General features: G+C 70.3%; 16 protein-coding genes and 1 pseudogene. 10 read left to right on the forward strand and 7 right to left on the reverse strand.

The genetic code is table 11. The features are described from left to right. Nucleotides 1-113: 113 nt before the first annotated feature. Nucleotides 114-1298 (forward strand): spermidine/putrescine ABC transporter substrate-binding protein, encoded by a 1185-nt coding sequence (locus tag ACIBKX_RS29560; RefSeq protein WP_363273647.1) that lies wholly within the window; start codon nt 114-116, stop codon nt 1296-1298. 15 nt (nt 1299-1313) lie between these two features. On the opposite strand, the gene ACIBKX_RS29565 is transcribed toward ACIBKX_RS29560, so the two are convergent. Both ACIBKX_RS29565 and ACIBKX_RS29570 read right to left on the reverse strand, forming a co-directional pair. Beyond that, complete coding sequence (locus ACIBKX_RS29565) at nt 1314-1781, reverse strand: hypothetical protein (protein WP_363273523.1); 468 nt, start codon at nt 1779-1781, stop codon at nt 1314-1316. A gap of 27 nt (nt 1782-1808) precedes the next feature. After that, a complete protein-coding gene (locus tag ACIBKX_RS29570; RefSeq protein ID WP_363273522.1) occupies nt 1809-2504 on the reverse strand; it encodes an IclR family transcriptional regulator C-terminal domain-containing protein in 696 nt (231 codons plus the stop codon). Nucleotides 2505-2582: 78 nt separating this feature from the next. Here ACIBKX_RS29570 and ACIBKX_RS29575 point away from each other — a divergent pair, with 78 nt between their 5' ends. Next, the gene (locus tag ACIBKX_RS29575) at nt 2583-3233 is read left to right on the forward strand and encodes a nitroreductase family protein (RefSeq protein ID WP_363273521.1); all 651 of its coding nucleotides are present in this window, start codon (nt 2583-2585) and stop codon (nt 3231-3233) included. Nucleotides 3234-3281: 48 nt separating this feature from the next. Here the strand turns inward: ACIBKX_RS29575 and ACIBKX_RS29580 are convergent, their stop codons facing one another. Both ACIBKX_RS29580 and ACIBKX_RS29585 read right to left on the reverse strand, forming a co-directional pair. Then, nucleotides 3282-4436 (reverse strand): serine hydrolase domain-containing protein, encoded by a 1155-nt coding sequence (locus ACIBKX_RS29580; protein WP_363273520.1) that lies wholly within the window; start codon nt 4434-4436, stop codon nt 3282-3284. Between the two features lie 219 nt (nt 4437-4655). Then, nucleotides 4656-4994, reverse strand: a pseudogene (locus tag ACIBKX_RS29585) (winged helix-turn-helix transcriptional regulator); the annotation flags it as partial. Between the two features lie 81 nt (nt 4995-5075). Here ACIBKX_RS29585 and ACIBKX_RS29590 point away from each other — a divergent pair. Next, nucleotides 5076-5702, forward strand: a complete 627-nt coding sequence (locus tag ACIBKX_RS29590; RefSeq protein ID WP_363273518.1) for an NAD(P)-binding domain-containing protein — start codon at nt 5076-5078, stop codon at nt 5700-5702. 56 nt (nt 5703-5758) lie between these two features. Here the strand turns inward: ACIBKX_RS29590 and ACIBKX_RS29595 are convergent, their stop codons facing one another. Next, nucleotides 5759-6445 (reverse strand): glycerophosphodiester phosphodiesterase, encoded by a 687-nt coding sequence (locus ACIBKX_RS29595; protein ID WP_363273517.1) that lies wholly within the window; start codon nt 6443-6445, stop codon nt 5759-5761. A gap of 20 nt (nt 6446-6465) precedes the next feature. After that, nucleotides 6466-7524, reverse strand: a complete 1059-nt coding sequence (locus tag ACIBKX_RS29600; RefSeq protein ID WP_363273516.1) for an adenosine deaminase — start codon at nt 7522-7524, stop codon at nt 6466-6468. Between the two features lie 144 nt (nt 7525-7668). On the opposite strand from ACIBKX_RS29600, the gene ACIBKX_RS29605 reads away from it, so the two are divergent. Next, entirely contained in the window at nt 7669-8538 is an 870-nt protein-coding gene (locus ACIBKX_RS29605; RefSeq protein WP_363273515.1) for a DUF4190 domain-containing protein, read from the forward strand. 254 nt (nt 8539-8792) lie between these two features. On the opposite strand, the gene ACIBKX_RS29610 is transcribed toward ACIBKX_RS29605, so the two are convergent. Further along, nucleotides 8793-9344, reverse strand: a complete 552-nt coding sequence (locus ACIBKX_RS29610; protein ID WP_363273514.1) for an NADAR family protein — start codon at nt 9342-9344, stop codon at nt 8793-8795. Nucleotides 9345-9551: 207 nt separating this feature from the next. On the opposite strand from ACIBKX_RS29610, the gene ACIBKX_RS29615 reads away from it, so the two are divergent. Genes ACIBKX_RS29615 through ACIBKX_RS29640 form a run of 6 tightly spaced genes read left to right on the forward strand, consistent with a single transcriptional unit; the run spans nt 9552 to nt 16768 of the window. Beyond that, entirely contained in the window at nt 9552-11054 is a 1503-nt protein-coding gene (locus ACIBKX_RS29615) for a gamma-aminobutyraldehyde dehydrogenase (protein ID WP_363273513.1), read from the forward strand. A gap of 56 nt (nt 11055-11110) precedes the next feature. Further along, nucleotides 11111-12355, forward strand: a complete 1245-nt coding sequence (locus ACIBKX_RS29620; protein ID WP_363273512.1) for a spermidine/putrescine ABC transporter substrate-binding protein — start codon at nt 11111-11113, stop codon at nt 12353-12355. Between the two features lie 60 nt (nt 12356-12415). Beyond that, nucleotides 12416-13576 carry an ABC transporter ATP-binding protein gene (locus tag ACIBKX_RS29625; RefSeq protein ID WP_363273511.1) on the forward strand — a complete coding sequence of 387 codons (1161 nt, stop codon included), beginning with the start codon at nt 12416-12418 and terminating at the stop codon, nt 13574-13576. Next, entirely contained in the window at nt 13573-14502 is a 930-nt protein-coding gene (locus ACIBKX_RS29630) for an ABC transporter permease (RefSeq protein WP_363273510.1), read from the forward strand. The genes ACIBKX_RS29625 and ACIBKX_RS29630 overlap by 4 nt, the downstream gene beginning before the upstream one ends. Then, the gene (locus ACIBKX_RS29635) at nt 14502-15305 is read left to right on the forward strand and encodes an ABC transporter permease (protein WP_363273509.1); all 804 of its coding nucleotides are present in this window, start codon (nt 14502-14504) and stop codon (nt 15303-15305) included. Before ACIBKX_RS29630 ends, ACIBKX_RS29635 begins: the two co-directional genes overlap by 1 nt. Nucleotides 15306-15349: 44 nt before the next feature. Then, nucleotides 15350-16768 carry an FAD-dependent oxidoreductase gene (locus ACIBKX_RS29640; protein WP_363273507.1) on the forward strand — a complete coding sequence of 473 codons (1419 nt, stop codon included), beginning with the start codon at nt 15350-15352 and terminating at the stop codon, nt 16766-16768. Nucleotides 16769-16781 lie beyond the last annotated feature (13 nt).

The following is a 16781-nucleotide window of genomic DNA, read 5'->3' on the forward strand; positions in this document are numbered from 1 at the left end:
CGGCGGCGCCGGGTGATCGACAGGGTGTCGGGTCCGGACCGCCGGGCTCGACGCAGCGTCCATTGCTTGTACGGGCCACACGGGCGCATGCTGCCGGGGTGCGAGCGAACCTCATGCCCTCCTCCGTGTCCCGCCGTTCCCTGCTCCGAGCCCTGGGCGGTGGTGCGGCGATCGGTGCGATGGGTGCGCTCGCGGGGTGCGGTGTGCCGGCGGCGTACATCGCGCCCGACGAGCGCTCCGCGCGGGACCGGTCCCGGCAGGACCGCACGCTGACCTTCGCCAACTGGCCGCTGTACATCGACACCGACGACGATGACGCGACGAAGCGGCCCACGCTCGACGCCTTCGAGAAGCAGACGGGCATAGACGTCCGCTACACCGAAGAGATCAACGACAACGACGAGTTCTTCGGCAAGATCAGCCCGTCCCTGATGAACCATCAGGAGACCGGCCGCGACCTCATCGTCATCAGCGACTGGATGTGCGCCCGCTTCGTACGCCTCGGCTGGGTCCAGGAGATGGACCGCGCCGAGCAGCCCAACGTCACCAGGTACCTCGACCCGCTGCTGCGTTCACCGAGCTTCGACCCCGGGCGTAAGCACACCGTGCCGTGGCAGTCGGGCATCACCGGCATCGCGTACAACAAGCGGAGGGTCGGCCGCGAGATCAAACAGGTCTCCGACCTGTGGGCCGACGACCTCAAGGGCCGGGTCACACTGCTCTCCGGCCTCGACGAGGCGTTCGCGCTGCTGATGCAGGGAGACGGGGTCGACATCACCAAGTGGAAGGCGGACGACTTCCACAAGGTGTGCGACAGGGTGGAGAAGCTGGTGGCGTCGAAACACATCCGCCGCTTCACGGGCAACGACTACATCAAGGACCTCTCCAGCGGTGACGTCCTGGCCTGCCAGGCCTACAGCGGCGACGTCATCCAGCTCCAGGCCGACGACCCGGACATCGAGTTCGTCGTCCCCGAGGAGGGCGCCGAACTGTGGGCGGAGTCCCTGATGGTCCCCAACCTGGCCCGCCACAAGCGGAACGCGGAGCGCCTGATCGACTACTACTACGACCCCGAGGTCGCCGCGGAACTCGCCGCCTGGGTCAACTACGTCTGCCCCGTCCCGGCGGCCCGCGACGTCCTCGCCTCCTCCAAGGACAAGGAGCTGGCCGCGCTCGCCGAGGACCCGCTGATCTTCCCGGACGACGCGATGCGGGGGCGTCTCGCCATCGCGCGGGACATCAAGTCGCAGGAGCGGACGGAGTTCGCCAAGCGGTGGAACGCGATCGCGGGGTTGTAGGCGGTGCTCCGCCGGTCAGGAGCGGCGGCGGCGCAGGGCCTCTCGGGCGTCCTCGAGCGCGTACGAGGAGCGCAGCCGCCAGGTCTCCAGTTTGTCCAGCACCCTCGATGCCACCTTCCGCCACTTGAACCAGGGCGGTAGCCGGCGGAACGGCACGAACGTGAGGGTGTCGTCGACGGCGGTCTCGGCGAGGCCTCTGTGGCCTTCCGCGCGCAGCGCGGCGTAGAGCTCCGGGGTCAGCCTGCCGTGCAGCCGGGCCGCGGTGCCCGCCGCCGTGTAGGCGAAGCCGCGTTGGCCGTGGTCCGGCAGCCGCATCGCGCGCAGGATGCGGGGTGCGGCCTCCTCCAGGGGGCAGTTGAAGGCCAGTCCGATCACCGCCGTGCCGAGCGGTCGCTCGCCGCGCTCGAACGCCGCGTCCACCTCGGCGGGGTGGTCGATGCCCAGCAGGCCCTCGGCGGTCTCCCAGTTCCATGCGGACGCCATGAACGGTCCTCCTTCCCTCGCCTTCGGTCAGCCACCGTACGGGGCCGTCCGGAGTGCCTCCGTCGTCGCCCGGGCCGCCTCGCGCACCGCCGCCGCCAGACGGGCCTGCGGGACGCCGGTCGTGCGGGCCGTGACCGTGACGGCCGCGAGGGTCGTGCCGGTGGGGGAAACCGGGGCCGCGCAGGCGAGTTCGCCGAGGCGGTACTCCTCGTGGGCCGTGGCCAGACCGGAGCCGCGGACCTGCGCCAGTTGCGCCGCCAGGCGGGCGGGAGCGGTCACGGTGTGCGGGGTGTGGCGGGGCAGTTCGCCCTCGCGTACGTTCCCGAGCCCCGCCGCGAGGAGCACCTTTCCGGCGGCCGTCGCGTGCAGGGGCAGCCGTTCACCGCTCACCAGGAACAGGGCGGCCCCGTCCGACTCCACCGCGACATCCGCGTCCCCGCCCGTCCGGGCCGAGAGCTGACGCAGCGCGGGCAGCGCCGCCCGGAGCAGGCCGCGAGGGCAGGGCGCCGTCGCGCCGAGCGCCCTGATCCGGATACCCAGTCGGTAGGAGCCGTCCGAGGCGCGTTCGACGCCGCCCCAGTCGACCAGCTCGCGGACCATGCGCAGCGCGGTCGGCAGCGGAAGCCCGGTGCGCCGCGCGATGTCGGTCAGGCGCAGGGACTCCGGTCCGTCGGCGAAGGCGTCCAGCACCGAGAAGACCCGACCGGCCACGCTCTCGCCCATCCCGCAGTCCCCCCTGGGCTTTCGCTCAGTGAAAGCCGTCCGTTGTCCCGTGGCGCCACCGCCCGTGAAGGTCAACGCATGACACTCGACCTCTCTTCCGACCAGCTGCTGTCCACCACCCGCGCGGTACGCCACCGGCTTGACCTCGGGCGGCCCGTGAGCCGTCAACTCCTCGAAGAATGCGTCGACTTGGCGGTCCAGGCGCCGACCGGGCGCAACCGGCAGCGCTGGCACTTCGTGATCGTCACCGACCCGGAGCGGCGCGCGGCGCTGGCCGACGCCTGGCGCGCGGGAGTCTTTGCCCCCGGCACCTCACCGGCGATCCCGGAGCGGGACATCCCGCGCATGAACGTCGCGCCGGGCGTCATGGACCGCGTGTTCTCCGGCGCCGCGCACCTCTACCGGCATCTGCACGAGGTCCCGGCCCTCGTCGTCCCCTGCGTCGAGGGGCGCACGGAGGGCGCGGCGATCGTCCACCAGGCGGGGACCTGGGGCTCGATCCTGCCGGCCGTCTGGAGCTTCATGCTCGCGGCCCGCGCCCGCGGCCTCGGCACCTGCTGGACATCGGGCAACGTGGCCAACGAGAAGGAGGCCGCCCGCATCCTCGGCATCCCCTTCGGGGAGGTGATGCAGGCGGCGCTGATCCCCGTGGCGCACACCATCGGCACGGACTTCCGGCCCGCGAAGCGGATTCCCCGGGAGCAGGTGCTGCACTGGGAGCGGTGGTGAGCCGCTGGTGAGCCGTGGGTGGGTCGTGGGTGGGTCGTGCACGGGCCGTCAGGAGAAGGCGGCCATGGCGATCCGCTCGGCGACCGGGTCCATGCCCGTGCCCTTGGCGTCGGTCGAGTTGACCGAGTAGACGAGGGTGCGGGAGCCGTCCTCGGTGGCGGCGATCATGCTCAGATAGCCGTAGCGGGAGCCGGTCTTGAGCCAGACCACCTTGCCGCCGACCTCCATCCGCTGCGGCCCCCCGCCGAACATCGCGCCCTCGATGTCCGCGGGCACGGTCAGCATCTCCTTCAGCTGCGGCGCGGCGAGCACCTTTCCGCCGAACAGCGCCTGCGTGAAGACCTCCAGATCGGCCGTGGAGGAGATCATGTCGCCGGCCGCGAACCGGTCCGTCTGGTCCCACTCGGTGACGTCGACGAGCCGCGTCGTGCCGTCCGGCTGCTTCACCGACTGGTAGCCGCGGTTGTGCGGGCCGCGGATCCGGAGGCCGGAGCCGGGGAAGCAGGTGTCACGCATGTGCAGCGGCCGGAAGATCCGCTTGCTCGCCTGATGGGCGTATGTGTCACCGGTGACCTTCTCGATCAGCATGCCGAGCACGGTGTAGCCGATGTTGCGGTAGTGCTGCTCGTCGCCGGGGTCGTGCGCCGGGCCCTTGGCGATGGCCGATTCGACGACGGTCCGCGGCAGCAAGGTGTCGTAGCGGTGGGCGAGTTCGTCGTCGAAGGCGAACCCCGCCTTGATGCCGCTGGTGTAGTTGAGCAGGCTGCGTACGGGAATCGGCTTGAACGGCTTCTCCTGCTTCGGGAACAGCTCCGGCATGTAGTGCTGCACCGGCTTGTCGAGGTCCAGCTCGCCCTCCGCGACGAGCTGCAGCGCCACGGCCGCGGTCACGATCTTCGTCGTCGACCCTGCGCGGAACCGCCCGTGCGGGTCCGCCTTACGGCCCGTCTCGATGTCGTGTACGCCGGAACTGCCGCGCCATGTGCCGTCGGTGCCGCCCACGCGGACGAGCGCGGCGGTCGCGTCGGCGTCCGGCAGCCCCTTGATCGCGTCGCGCAGGGCCTTGCCGTTGGGCGCGTCGGTCGTGGCGTGACCGGCGCCGGCCGCCGCGGCCGGGGCACTCGCGAGGGCGGGGGCCACCGCCGTGCCGGTCAGGCTCAGGGCCAGGGCGGCGGCGAGTGCGGTGCGGGCGGCGAGGCGCACGGTGTGACTCCAGGGTGGGATGGGGTGGGCTGTGGTGCTTCCATCCTGGCGATCGCCCGGGGGGTGTGGATCCTCACTGGGGAGGGCGGAGTCCCGTAGGGAGTCAAGGGGTCAACGCGCCTTGATTTCAGGGAAGTTGAGGGGATTGCCCCTAGGGGGTGCCGGTCTGTCGGTCGGGTCGGCATCGGCGTCGGCATCGGCATCGGTGTCGGCATCGGCTCGCTCCTGTGCCGCCATCACCTCGTCGCCGTGGTCGAAGGCCCACGCCCCGAAGGACTCGATGGGCGCGAGCAACGTGCCGCCCAGGGCGGTGAGTTCGTACTCGACGCGGGGTGGGGACTCGGCGTACCGGTGGCGGGAGACCAGGCCGTTGTACTCCAGGCGGCGGAGGGTCTCGGTGAGGATCTTGGGGCTGATGCCGCCGATGAGCGTGCGCAGTTCGCCGGGGCGGCGCGGGCCGTGCCGCAGGGCCCACAGGACCACCGCGTTCCAGGTGTTGGAGAGCAGATCGAAGGCGAGCCGGGCGCGGCAGTCGGCGAGCAGGTCGTCGTTCGTCACGTACCGAATGGTGCCTGAGCCCTTTCCTACTGTCGTCCCGAGCCGCCCTCAGAGCGGGGGCGCCGGGAAAGGTGCACTGTCATGCGGATAGGGATTGTCGGTACGGGCAACATGGCGGACGCGCTCGGTACGCACTGGGTGCGGGCCGGGCACGACGTGCTGATCGGCGGGCGCGACGAGCGGCGGGCCGTGGCGCTCGCGGGGCGGATCGGGGCCGCGAGGCACGGGACGGTGCGTGCGGCCGCCGAGTTCGGGGATGCCGTGCTGCTCGCCGTGCCCTACGAGGTGGGAGCGGGGCTTGCGGGTGAGCTTCAGGATGCCCTGCGCGGGCGGGTGTTGGTTGATTGTTCGAACCCGGTCGGTCCTGGGTTCGCCCTGCTCACCGAGGGCGGGCCGGCCGCTGCGGTACGGCTCGCCGACGCGGCGCCGGGGGCCCGTGTCGTCAAGGCGTTCAACCTCTGCCACGAGGACGTGTGGCGGATGGACCCGCCGGTCTTCGACGGCCGGCCGCTCGCGGTTCCGGTCTGCGGGGACGACGCGGGCGCCCTGGACGTCGTACGCGAACTGGTGAAGGACATCGGCTGCGAGCCCTTCGCCGCCGGTGGCCTCGACCGGGCCGGTCTCGTCGAGGCGACCGCCGCGCTGCTGATCGGGCTGTGGGTGGGGGAGGGGGTGGACGCGCAGGCGATGGTGCCGCCTGTGGGGTAGGGATCGGTGGGCTGGGTGTCGGTGGGCTCGGTGCGGTGGGCCGGGCGTTGGCGGGCTCAGGTGCCGGGCGTCAGCAGGGCGCGCAGGATGTCGACCCGGTTCGTCGTGATCGAATCCACGCCGATGTCCAGCAGGCGGCGCATCGAGCGCCGGGTGTCCGGGGTCCACGCCGAGACGAGGAAACCCTCGCGCCGTACGTGGACGGCCAGCTCGCGGTCGAGCAGCGCGAAACGGTAGTTGAGCCAGCGCGGCTTGATCGCGTCGAGCACGGCGCGGCGCGGCGGGGCCAGGCTCGTCCAGGTCAGAGCGATCTCGGCGGCGGGATCGGCGGCGCGCACCGCGAGCATCGTCCGCGCGCCCGCGCAGTAGTAGGCGCGCTCCGCCGCCCCGCAGTCGGCGATCGTGCCGATGACGGTACGGACGGACTCCGGCGTCGCGCCCGGCAGATCCACCATCAGGCGGTGGCCGTCCGTCGCTTCGACGGCCTCTTCGAGGGTCGGTACGCCGTATCCCGTGAGGCCGCGCACCTCGTCCGCCGAGAGTGCGGACAGCGGGCGGTCGTGGCCCCACAACCGCTTGAGTCCCGCGTCGTGCAGCAGGACGGGAACGCCGTCACGGGTGACGCGGACGTCGATCTCCACCGCGTCCGCGCCCCGTTCGAGCGCGGAACGCAGGGACGGGAGGGTGTTCTCGCGGACGCGGTAGGGATCGCCTCGGTGGGCCACGGCTGTCACGGTGCGCATGGGCCCATTGTGGTGCCGCCCTAGGGGGCGAGCCACGTCTCCGTGTACGTGTCGATCTCCTCGGCGAGCTTCGCCTTGCCCGCCGGGTCGAGGAACGAGGCCTCGACCGCGTTCTTGGCGAGCGCCGCGACGCCCCGCTCGTCGAGGTCGAGGAGGCGGGCGGCGACCGCGTACTCGTTGTTCAGGTCGGTGCCGAACATGGGCGGGTCGTCCGAGTTGATCGTGACCGGCACCCCGGCGGCGACGAACTGCTTGATGGGGTGCTCGTCGAGCGTGGTGACGGCGCGGGTCGCGATGTTCGACGTCGGGCAGACCTCGAGCGGGATGCGGTGCTCGGCGAGGTGCGCGAGCAGCTTCGGGTCCTGGGCGGCGCTGGTGCCGTGCCCGATGCGCTCGGCGCGCAGCTCGGTCAGGGCGTCCCAGATCGTCTGCGGTCCCGTCGTCTCACCGGCGTGCGGCACGGAGTGCAGCCCGGCCGCGATCGCCTGGTCGAAGTAGGGCTTGAACTGCGGCCTCGGTACGCCGATCTCGGGCCCGCCGAGTCCGAACGAGACCAGGCCCTCGGGGCGCAGCTTGTCCGTGGTCGCGAGCCGCAGCGTCTCCTCGGCGGATTCGAGGCCCGCCTCGCCGGGGATGTCGAAGCACCAGCGCAGTACGACGCCGAGCTCGTCCTGTGCCGCCTTGCGGGCGTCCTCGATGGCGTCCATGAAGGCGCGGTCGTCGATGCCGCGGCGCACGGAGCTGAAGGGGGTGATGGTCAGCTCCGCGTAGCGGATGTTCTGCCGGGCCATGTCGCGGGCGACTTCGTAGGTGAGGAGGCGGACGTCGTCCGGGGTGCGGATCAGGTCCACCACGGAGAGGTAGACCTGGATGAAGTGGGCGAAGTCCGTGAACGTGAAGTAGTCGGCCAGCGCCTCGACGTCCGTGGGCACCTTGGAGTCGGGGTGGCGGGCGGAGAGCGCGGAGACGATGCGGGGGGACGCCGAGCCGACGTGGTGCACATGCAGCTCCGCCTTGGGCAGACCGGCGATGAAGGCATGTGGGGCGTGCTGCTGCTCTGCGGTGCGGTGGTCGGTCACGGTTTCCTCCCCAGGAACGGGCTTGATCGGCTGATCGATGGGTCGCCGGACATCGTATTCGCGGGGCTTCGGCGGGGGGCGGGCGGCTTCCCGGGCAGGGCCGGGGCCGTAGCATGACGGAACGTACGAAAGAGGTGACGCCGCATGTCCGAGGCCGAGGGGCCCGTGCCGGATGCCGGGTCCGAGCGGGATCCGTGGGCGCCGCCGCAGGACGGTCCGGCGGGGGAGTCCGTGCAGGCGGCGGGGTCGGCCGGCGGGGCCGCTGCCGGGTCTGCCGCAGGGTCCGCCGGTGGCTCGGCTGCCGGGCCCGTGCCGCTGGAGAAGCGGGACCCGTGGGCGCCGCCGCCGGAGGACGCGCCGCAGGGCGGGGCGGGGCGGCCCGTGGGGTGGCCCGCGCCTTCGGTGCACGACCAGTCGACCATCGCCGCGATGCCGGGCGACCCCTTCGCATCGCCTCCGCCGCCCGCGCCGGGCGCCGCGGGAGAGCCGGTGCCGCCGCCTCCGATCGGCCCCGAGGGCCCGGGACAGGCGCCGTACGGCTACCCGGCGGGGCCGGGCCAGCAGGGGTATGCAGGGCACCAGGGGTACGCCGGGCAGCAGGGATACGCGGGGCAACAGGGGTACGCCGGGCAGCAGGGCTATCCCGGTTATCCGGGGTACCAGGGCCCGCCCGGCTACGGCTGGCCCGCCATGCCGATGGGCCCCGCCAATGGCATGGGCGTGACCTCGCTCGTCCTCGGCATCATCGCGGCCGTCGTCTTCTGCCTGTGGCCCCTGGCGATCGTCCTCGGCATCCTGGCGATCATCTTCGGGGCGATCGGCCGCGGCAAGGCACGACGCGGCGAGGCGACGAACCCCGGACAGGCTCTGGCCGGGATCATCTGCGGCATCGCCGGAATCGTCCTCGGCGTGGGCATGCTGGTGGCCCTGATCGTCGCCCCGGACGACGTCTTCGAGGAGGACGGCGCATCGGACGGCGGGGGCAGCTACTCGACGATCCTGGTCGTGGACTGAACCGCCGCCCAGCGGCGGATGGCCCCGGCCCCGATCGCCCGGCAGCCCAGGGCCTGTCCGGCGGATCTTGCCTGGGACGCGGCGGCCCGGCACGCACGTCTGCGGCGTTGTCGTCCATCAGCATCGCTGTCGTCCATCGCCATCGCTCCGCGATGCCTCGATCCTCCGCCTTGCAGCTGCACGCACCAGACCACCGCTCACCGGCAGAGACAAGGCACCGCCCACAGGAGTCGGCCAGATCCGCCGGACAGGCCCTAACGGAGCCGGTCCCGCGCCGCCATCAGCGCGAACCCCAACAGATTCGGCCCCCGCCACTGCTCCGGGTCCTGGATGCGTTCGTCGTCGGCCGCCAGGCCCACGCCCCAGATGCGGTCCAGGGGGCTTGCCTCGACCAGGACGCGTTCGCCCGTGCCCACCAGGAACGACCGCAGCTCGTCCGTCGAGGAGAACTTGTGGACGCTGCCCTCGACCACGATCCCGAAGCGCTCCCGCTCCCATATCGCCTCGTCGAAGCCCCGCACCAGGCGGCCGTTGTTCTTCGCCTCGGCCGGTGTCCGCGAGGCGAGGACCGCCCGCTCCGCCTCCGCGTCACCGAAGAGCCGCGCCTTGCCGGCCATCATCCAGTGCTCCGCCGTCCCGTACTCCACCCCGTCCACCGTGAACGGCGCGAGCCACCACTGGCTCAGGCAGCCGGCCCCCAGGGATCCGTCCCGCCGCGGCCGGTGCCCCCAGAAGTGCAGATACTTCACACGGTCGCCCCCGCGCGCCGCCGCGACCAGCGCCTCCACCGAGTCGATCTTCGTCATACACGCGAGTCTGGCAGGCACCACTGACACTCCGTCCTGGGTTTTCCAGGACGACTCGACACCTGGTCGACAGATTCCGTCGCGTAACCAAAAGGCAACAACGGAATCACTTGTTGGAGCATCAGTGCTCTGTCAGGATCGGCACTCAAATCGATCTGGAGCTACGCCGAACCCCCGGTACGGGGGACGCCGGCGGAGGAGAGCGTCATGCACAACTTCCAGGCGCAGGACCACTTCGCGGAAGGTTCGCAGTACATCGCGGGTCGGCTGACCCAGGGCACATCGGGCAGAACCCACGCCGTCGTCGACCCCGCCACGGGCGAAACGGTCCACACGTACGAACTCGGGGGAGAGAAGGACGTCGACGCCGCGGTGGCCGCTGCCGCGCGCGCCTTTCCCGAGTGGGCCGGCGCCACCCCCGGCGAGCGCTCCGACGCCATGCACCGCTTCGCCGCCGTCCTGGCCGACCGCGCCGAGGAGTTCGCCCGGGCCGAGTCGGTCCAGTGCGGCAAGCCCATCAAGCTGAGCCGGGAGTTCGACGTCCCCGGCACCGTCGACAACGCCGCCTTCTTCGCGGGCGCCGCACGGCATCTCCAGGGGCAGTCGGCCGGTGAGTACTCCGGCGATCACACCTCGTACATCCGGCGCGAGCCCATCGGCGTCGTCGGCTCCATCGCGCCCTGGAACTACCCCCTCCAGATGGCCGCCTGGAAGGTCCTCCCGGCCATCGCCGCCGGCAACACCATCGTCCTCAAGCCCGCCGAGCTCACCCCCTTCACCTCGCTCCTCTTCGCGCAGGCCGCCACCGAGGCGGGCATCCCCGACGGCGTCGTCAACATCGTCAGCGGGGCCGGGCGGGACGCCGGAGAGCGGCTCGTGGGCCACCCCGATGTCGCCATGACCTCCTTCACCGGCTCCACCGGCGTCGGCAAGCGCGTCGCCGAGATCGCCACCGCCACCGTCAAGCGGCTGCACCTGGAGCTCGGCGGGAAGGCGCCCTTCGTCGTCTTCGACGACGCCGACCTCGACGCGGCCGTGCACGGCGCGGTAGCGGGGGCACTGATCAACACCGGGCAGGACTGCACGGCCGCCACGCGCGCGTACGTGCAGCGTCCGCTGTACGACGCCTTCGTGGCGGGCGTCGCCGACCTCATGGAGTCGGTCCGGCTCGGCGACCCGTTCGACCCGAACACCGACCTCGGGCCGCTCATCTCGCACGTCCACCGCGACCGCGTCGCCGGTTTCGTCGACCGGGCCCGCTCCTACGCGCGCGTGGTCACCGGCGGCGAGGCGCTCCAGCACCCCGGCGCGTACTACAAGCCCACCCTCATCGCGGACGCCGCGCAGGACAGCGAGATCGTGCAGTCCGAGATCTTCGGGCCGGTACTTGTAGTGCTGCCCTTCGACTCCGACGACGAGGGCATCCGGCTCGCGAACGACACACCGTACGGCCTCGCCGCCTCCGCCTGGAGCCGCGACGTCTTCCGCGCCAACCGCGCCACCCGCGAGATCAAGGCGGGCTGTGTCTGGGTCAACGACCACATCCCGATCCTCAGCGAGATGCCGCACGGCGGTTACAAGGCATCGGGTTACGGAAAGGACATGTCCGCCTACTCCTTCGAGGAGTACACGCAGGTCAAGCACGTCATGTTCGACAACACCGCGGTGGTGCGCAAGGACTGGCACCGCACGATCTTCGGGGACCGATAGTCAACAGGCCGCTCCGACCAGCGGCCGCCCACCCTCCCGAAAGGGCAACCAAGCGCATGGAGCAGTACGAGCCCGAACGCCTCTCCCCGGCCCAACTGGCCGCCATGCAGCGCAGCTTCAAGAACGGCAGGGCCTCCCTCACCCGCCGTTCCCTGCTGCGCGCGGGCACCGGCGGCGCGCTCGCCGTCGGCGGTCTCGGGGCGCTCAGCGCCTGTGGGATCCCCGCGGCGAGCAAGGGCCAGGGCGATGTCTCGTCCGAGGACCACTCGGCCAAGGAGAAGCGGATCGTCTTCTCCAACTGGACCGAGTACATGGACGTCGACGACGACGAGAACCGCCCCACCCTGGACGCGTTCACCAAGCGCACCGGGATCAAGGTCAAGTACACCGAGGACATCAACGACAACGTCGAGTTCTTCGGGAAGATCAAGCCGCAGCTCGCGGCTGGTCAGGACACCGGCCGCGACCTCATCTGCGTCACCGACTGGCTCGCCGCGCGGCTCATCCGCTTCGGGTGGGTCCAGAAACTGGACCCGGCCAACCTGCCCCACGCGTACACCAACCTGGCGTCCCAGTTCCGCAACCCGGACTGGGATCCCGGACGCGCGTACTCGTACCCCTGGACCGGCATCTCCACCGTCATCGCGTACAACAAGAAGGCGACCGACGGCGAGGAGATCACCTCGGTGTCGCAGCTCCTGGACAACCCCAAGCTCAAGGGCCGCGTCGGCTTCCTCTCCGAGATGCGCGACTCCGTGGGCATGACGCTCCTCGACATGGGCAAGGACCCGTCGAAGTTCACCGACGACGACTTCGACGCGGCGATCGCGCGGCTCCAGAAGGCCGTCGACAAGAAGCAGATCCGCCGCTTCACGGGCAACGACTACACCTCGGACCTCGACAAGGGCGACATCGCGGCCTGCCTCGGCTGGGCGGGCGACATCGTGCAGCTCCAGGCGGACAACCCCGACATCGGCTTCCACATCCCGGACGCGGGCTACATCACGTCCACGGACAACCTCCTCGTGCCGAACAAGGCCCGCCACAAGAGCAACGCGGAACGGCTCATCGACTACTACTACGAGCCCGAGCCGGCCGCCCGCCTCGCCGCGTACATCAACTACGTCTGCCCCGTCGACGGCGTACGCCCCGAGCTCGCCAAGCTCGACAAGGACGCGGCGAAGAACCCGCTGATCCTGCCGGACAAGGAGATGGCGGCGAAGTCCCGCGGCTTCCGCTCGCTCACGCCGAAGGAAGAGACGGCGTATGAGGAGAAGTTCGCCAAGCTGACCGGTTCCTGAGCGGCGCCCGCGCGCGCCCCTGTAGTCCCTCGACTCTCCCCTCGACCCCCTGGACGCACCATGACGACTGCTACAGAACACGGCGGCGACGTCCGCCTGACCGGGATCAGCAAGACGTACGGCTCCTTCACCGCCGTACAGCCGCTGGACCTGACCGTGCCGGCGGGCTCCTTCTTCGCGCTCCTCGGCGCATCCGGCTGTGGCAAGACCACCACGCTCCGCATGATCGCGGGCCTTGAGGAGCCCAGCTCGGGCACCGTCCACCTCGGCGACCAGGACGTCACCGCGCTGCCGCCCTACAAGCGGCCCGTCAACACCGTCTTCCAGTCGTACGCGCTCTTCCCGCACCTCGACATCTTCGAGAACGTCGCCTTCGGCCTCCGTCGCCGCGGCATCAAGTCCGTGAAGAAGCAGGTCGGCGAGATGCTCGACCTGGTCCAGCTCGGCGAGCAGGCCCGCAAGAAGCCGCACCAGCTCTCCGGCGGCCAGCAGCAGCGCGTCGCCGTCGCCCGCGCGCTGATCAACCACCCCAAGGTGCTGCTCCTCGACGAGCCGCTCGGCGCGCTCGACCTCAAGCTGCGCCGCCAGATGCAGCTCGAACTGAAGCGCATCCAGACCGAGGTGGGCATCACCTTCGTGCACGTCACGCACGACCAGGAGGAGGCCATGACGATGGCCGACCAGGTCGCGGTGATGAACGCGGGCCGCGTCGAGCAGCTCGGCGCCCCCGCCGACCTCTACGAGAACCCCAGCACCACCTTCGTCGCCAACTTCCTCGGCACGTCGAACTTCATAGAGGCCGAGATCGCCGGACGCAGCGGCGACGACCTCACCCTGAAGGCGGGCGACGGCAAGCTCACGCTGCCCGCCGCGCGATGTTCGGCCTCCACCGCCACCGGCGGCAAGGTCCTGCTCGGCGTACGCCCCGAGAAGATCTCCCTCACGCACGCCGACGCGGCGGGGGAGATCCCCGAGGGGCGCAACCGCATCACGGGCAAGATCGCCGACAGCAGCTTCATCGGCGTGTCCACGCAGTACGTCGTCGACAGCCCCGTCTGCGACTCCTTCGAGGTGTACGCGCAGAACATCGAGCGCGACACCCGCCTGGTGCCCGGCGCCGAGGTCGTCCTGCACTGGAACCCCGCGCACACCTTCGGCCTGGACGCCGCCCAGGACATCGAGGCGGGCGTCGAGAAGGTCGAGGAGGACGCCTCCGCATGACGACGACCCTCACCGACGCGCCCCCGACGAAAGAGCCGGAGGCGGCGCCCCGCAAGATCCGCAAGCGCGGCCGCCTCGTCCCCTATTGGCTGCTGCTGCCCGGCATCCTCTGGCTCGTCGTCTTCTTCGCGCTGCCGCTGGTCTACCAGGCCTCCACGTCCGTCCAGACCGGCTCCCTGGAAGACGGCTTCAAGGTCACCTGGCACTTCGCCACGTACTGGGACGCGCTCAGCGACTACTACCCGCAGTTCCTGCGCTCGGTCCTGTACGCCGGTGCCGCCACGATCCTGTGCCTGCTGCTCGGCTATCCGCTCGCGTATCTGATCGCGTTCCGCGCGGGCCGCTGGCGCAACCTGATCCTGGTCCTGGTCATCGCCCCGTTCTTCACCAGCTTTCTCATCCGTACGCTGGCCTGGAAGACGATCCTCGCGGACGGCGGGCCCCTGGTGGGCGCCCTGAACTCGCTGCACGTCCTGGACGTCACCAGCTGGCTCGGCTGGACGGAGGGCGACCGGGTCCTCGCCACACCGCTCGCGGTGATCTGCGGACTGACGTACAACTTCCTGCCGTTCATGATCCTGCCGCTCTACACGTCCCTGGAGCGCATCGACGGCCGGCTGCACGAGGCGGCGGGCGACCTCTACGCCAAGCCGTCCACCACCTTCCGCAAGGTGACCTTCCCGCTCTCCATGCCGGGTGTGGTCTCCGGAACGCTGCTCACGTTCATTCCGGCGGCCGGTGACTACGTCAACGCGGATCTGCTCGGTTCGACCGACACCCGCATGGTCGGAAACGTGATCCAGACGCAGTTCCTGCGGATTCTGGACTATCCGACGGCGGCGGCGCTCTCCTTCATCCTCATGGCGGCGATCCTCGTCATGGTCACCGTCTACATCCGTAAGTCCGGGACGGAGGATCTCGTCTGATGGCTGCCTTCTTCCGCTGGCTGCGCGGCAAATTCGTGGTGATCGCGGGTGTGCTGACCCTCGCGTATCTGCTGCTCCCGAACATCGTCGTGACGGTGTTCTCCTTCAACAATCCGACGGGCCGCTTCAATTACTCCTGGCAGGAGTTCTCGCTCGACGCCTGGAAAGACCCGTGCGGTGTCGCCGACATGTGCGGATCGCTCTCCCTGAGCCTGCAGATCGCGGCCTGGGCGACGATCGGCGCGACCGTGCTCGGCACGATGATCGCCTTCGCGCTCGTCCGCTACCGCTTCCGGGCGCGCGGCGCGGTGAACTCGCTGATCTTCCTGCCGATGGCGATGCCGGAGGTCGTCATGGCCGCCTCGCTGCTCACGCTCTTCCTCAACATGGGCGCGCAGCTCGGCTTCTGGACGATTCTCATCGCCCACATCATGTTCTGCCTCAGCTTCGTGGTGACCGCCGTCAAGGCGCGCGTCATGTCGATGGACCCCCGCCTGGAACAGGCCGCGCAGGACCTTTACGCCGGTCCCGTGCAGACGTTCCTGCGGGTCACGCTGCCGATTGCCGCACCGGGAATCGCGGCGGGCGCACTGCTCGCCTTCGCGCTCTCTTTCGACGACTTCATCATCACGAATTTCAACGCGGGCTCGACTGTGACCTTCCCCATGTTCGTCTGGGGATCGGCACAGCGGGGCACGCCCGTTCAGATCAATGTGATCGGTACGGCGATGTTCCTCGTCGCCGTGCTGCTCGTGCTCGCCGGAATGCTGATCGGCAAGCGCCGCAACAGAACCGCCAAGTAGCGCCGAAAGGCGCTGCAAGCAAATCCCTGAAGGAGTTGGAAATCATGGCCCCAAGCGCCATGACCCGTTGGACCAAGTCTCTTTCCGACGCTCAGCCGGTGTCCTACTGGCTGGACGACCCCGGCAAGCCGGCCGCCGAGCCTGCCCTTGCCGCCGACGAGCAGTGCGATCTGCTCGTCGTCGGCGGCGGCTACAGCGGACTGTGGACCGCGCTCATCGCCAAGGAGCGCGACCCGCACCGCGAGGTGGTCCTGCTGGAAGGCCGCGAGGCGGGCTGGGCCGCCTCCGGCCGCAACGGCGGCTTCTGCGCCGCGTCCCTCACGCACGGCATCGCCAACGGCCTGTCCCGCTGGCCCGGCGAGATCGCCAAGCTGGAGGAGCTCGGCGCCCGCAACCTCGACGAGATCGAGGCGGCCGTCAAGCGCTACTCCATCGACTGCGACTTCGAGCGCACCGGCGAGATCGACGTGGCCACGCAGCCGCACCAGCTCGCCGAACTCCACGAGATGTACGAGGAGATGGCGGAGCACGGCCTCGCGGACGGCTCCGAACTCCTGGACGCCGACGCGGTCCGCTCCCATGTCGATTCACCGACATTCCTGGGCGGCCTCTGGGACCGCGAGGGCGTCGCGATGCTCCACCCGGCGAAGCTGGCGTGGGGCCTGAAGCGGGCCTGTCTGGAGAAGGGCGTACGCATCTACGAGCACACGCCCGCGCTCCAACTCGCCTCGTCAGGCGCCGGCATGGCGGTCCGCACGCCGTACGGCCGGGTCCGCGCCCGGCAGGTGGCACTCGCCACGAACATCTTCCCGTCCCTGGTCAAGCGCCTGCGTCCGTACACGGTCCCGGTCTACGACTACGCGCTCATGACCGAGCCGCTGAGCGCCGGCCAACTGGCGGCGATCGGCTGGAAGAACCGCCAGGGCCTCGGCGACAGCGCCAACCAGTTCCACTACTTCCGGCTCTCCGCCGACAACCGCATCCTCTGGGGCGGTTACGACGCGATCTACCCCTTTGGCGGCAAGGTGCGCGCCGAGCACGACGACCGCCCCGAGACGTACGCGAAGCTGGCGGACCACTTCTTCACCTGCTTCCCGCAGTTGGAGGGCCTGCGGTTCACGCACGCGTGGGGCGGCGCGATCGACACCTGCTCGCGCTTCTCGGCGTTCTTCGGCACGGCGCACTCGGGGCGCGTCGCGTACGCGGCGGGGTACACGGGCCTCGGTGTCGGGGCCACCCGGTTCGGCGCCGACGTGATGCTTGACCTGCTCTCCGGCGAACGTACGGAACGCACCTCGCTGGAGATGGTGCGCACGAAGCCGCTGCCGTTCCCGCCCGAGCCGTTCGCGTGGACGGGCGTCGCGCTGACCAAGTGGTCGCTGGCGCGGGCGGACGAGAACGGCGGCAGGCGCAATCTGTGGCTGAAGACGATGGACAAGCTGGGCCTGGGCTTCGACAGCTGAGCAATCGGTCCTC

This window comes from Streptomyces sp. NPDC050658 (assembly GCF_044457025.1).
Taxonomy (GTDB): Bacteria; Actinomycetota; Actinomycetes; order Streptomycetales; family Streptomycetaceae; genus Streptomyces.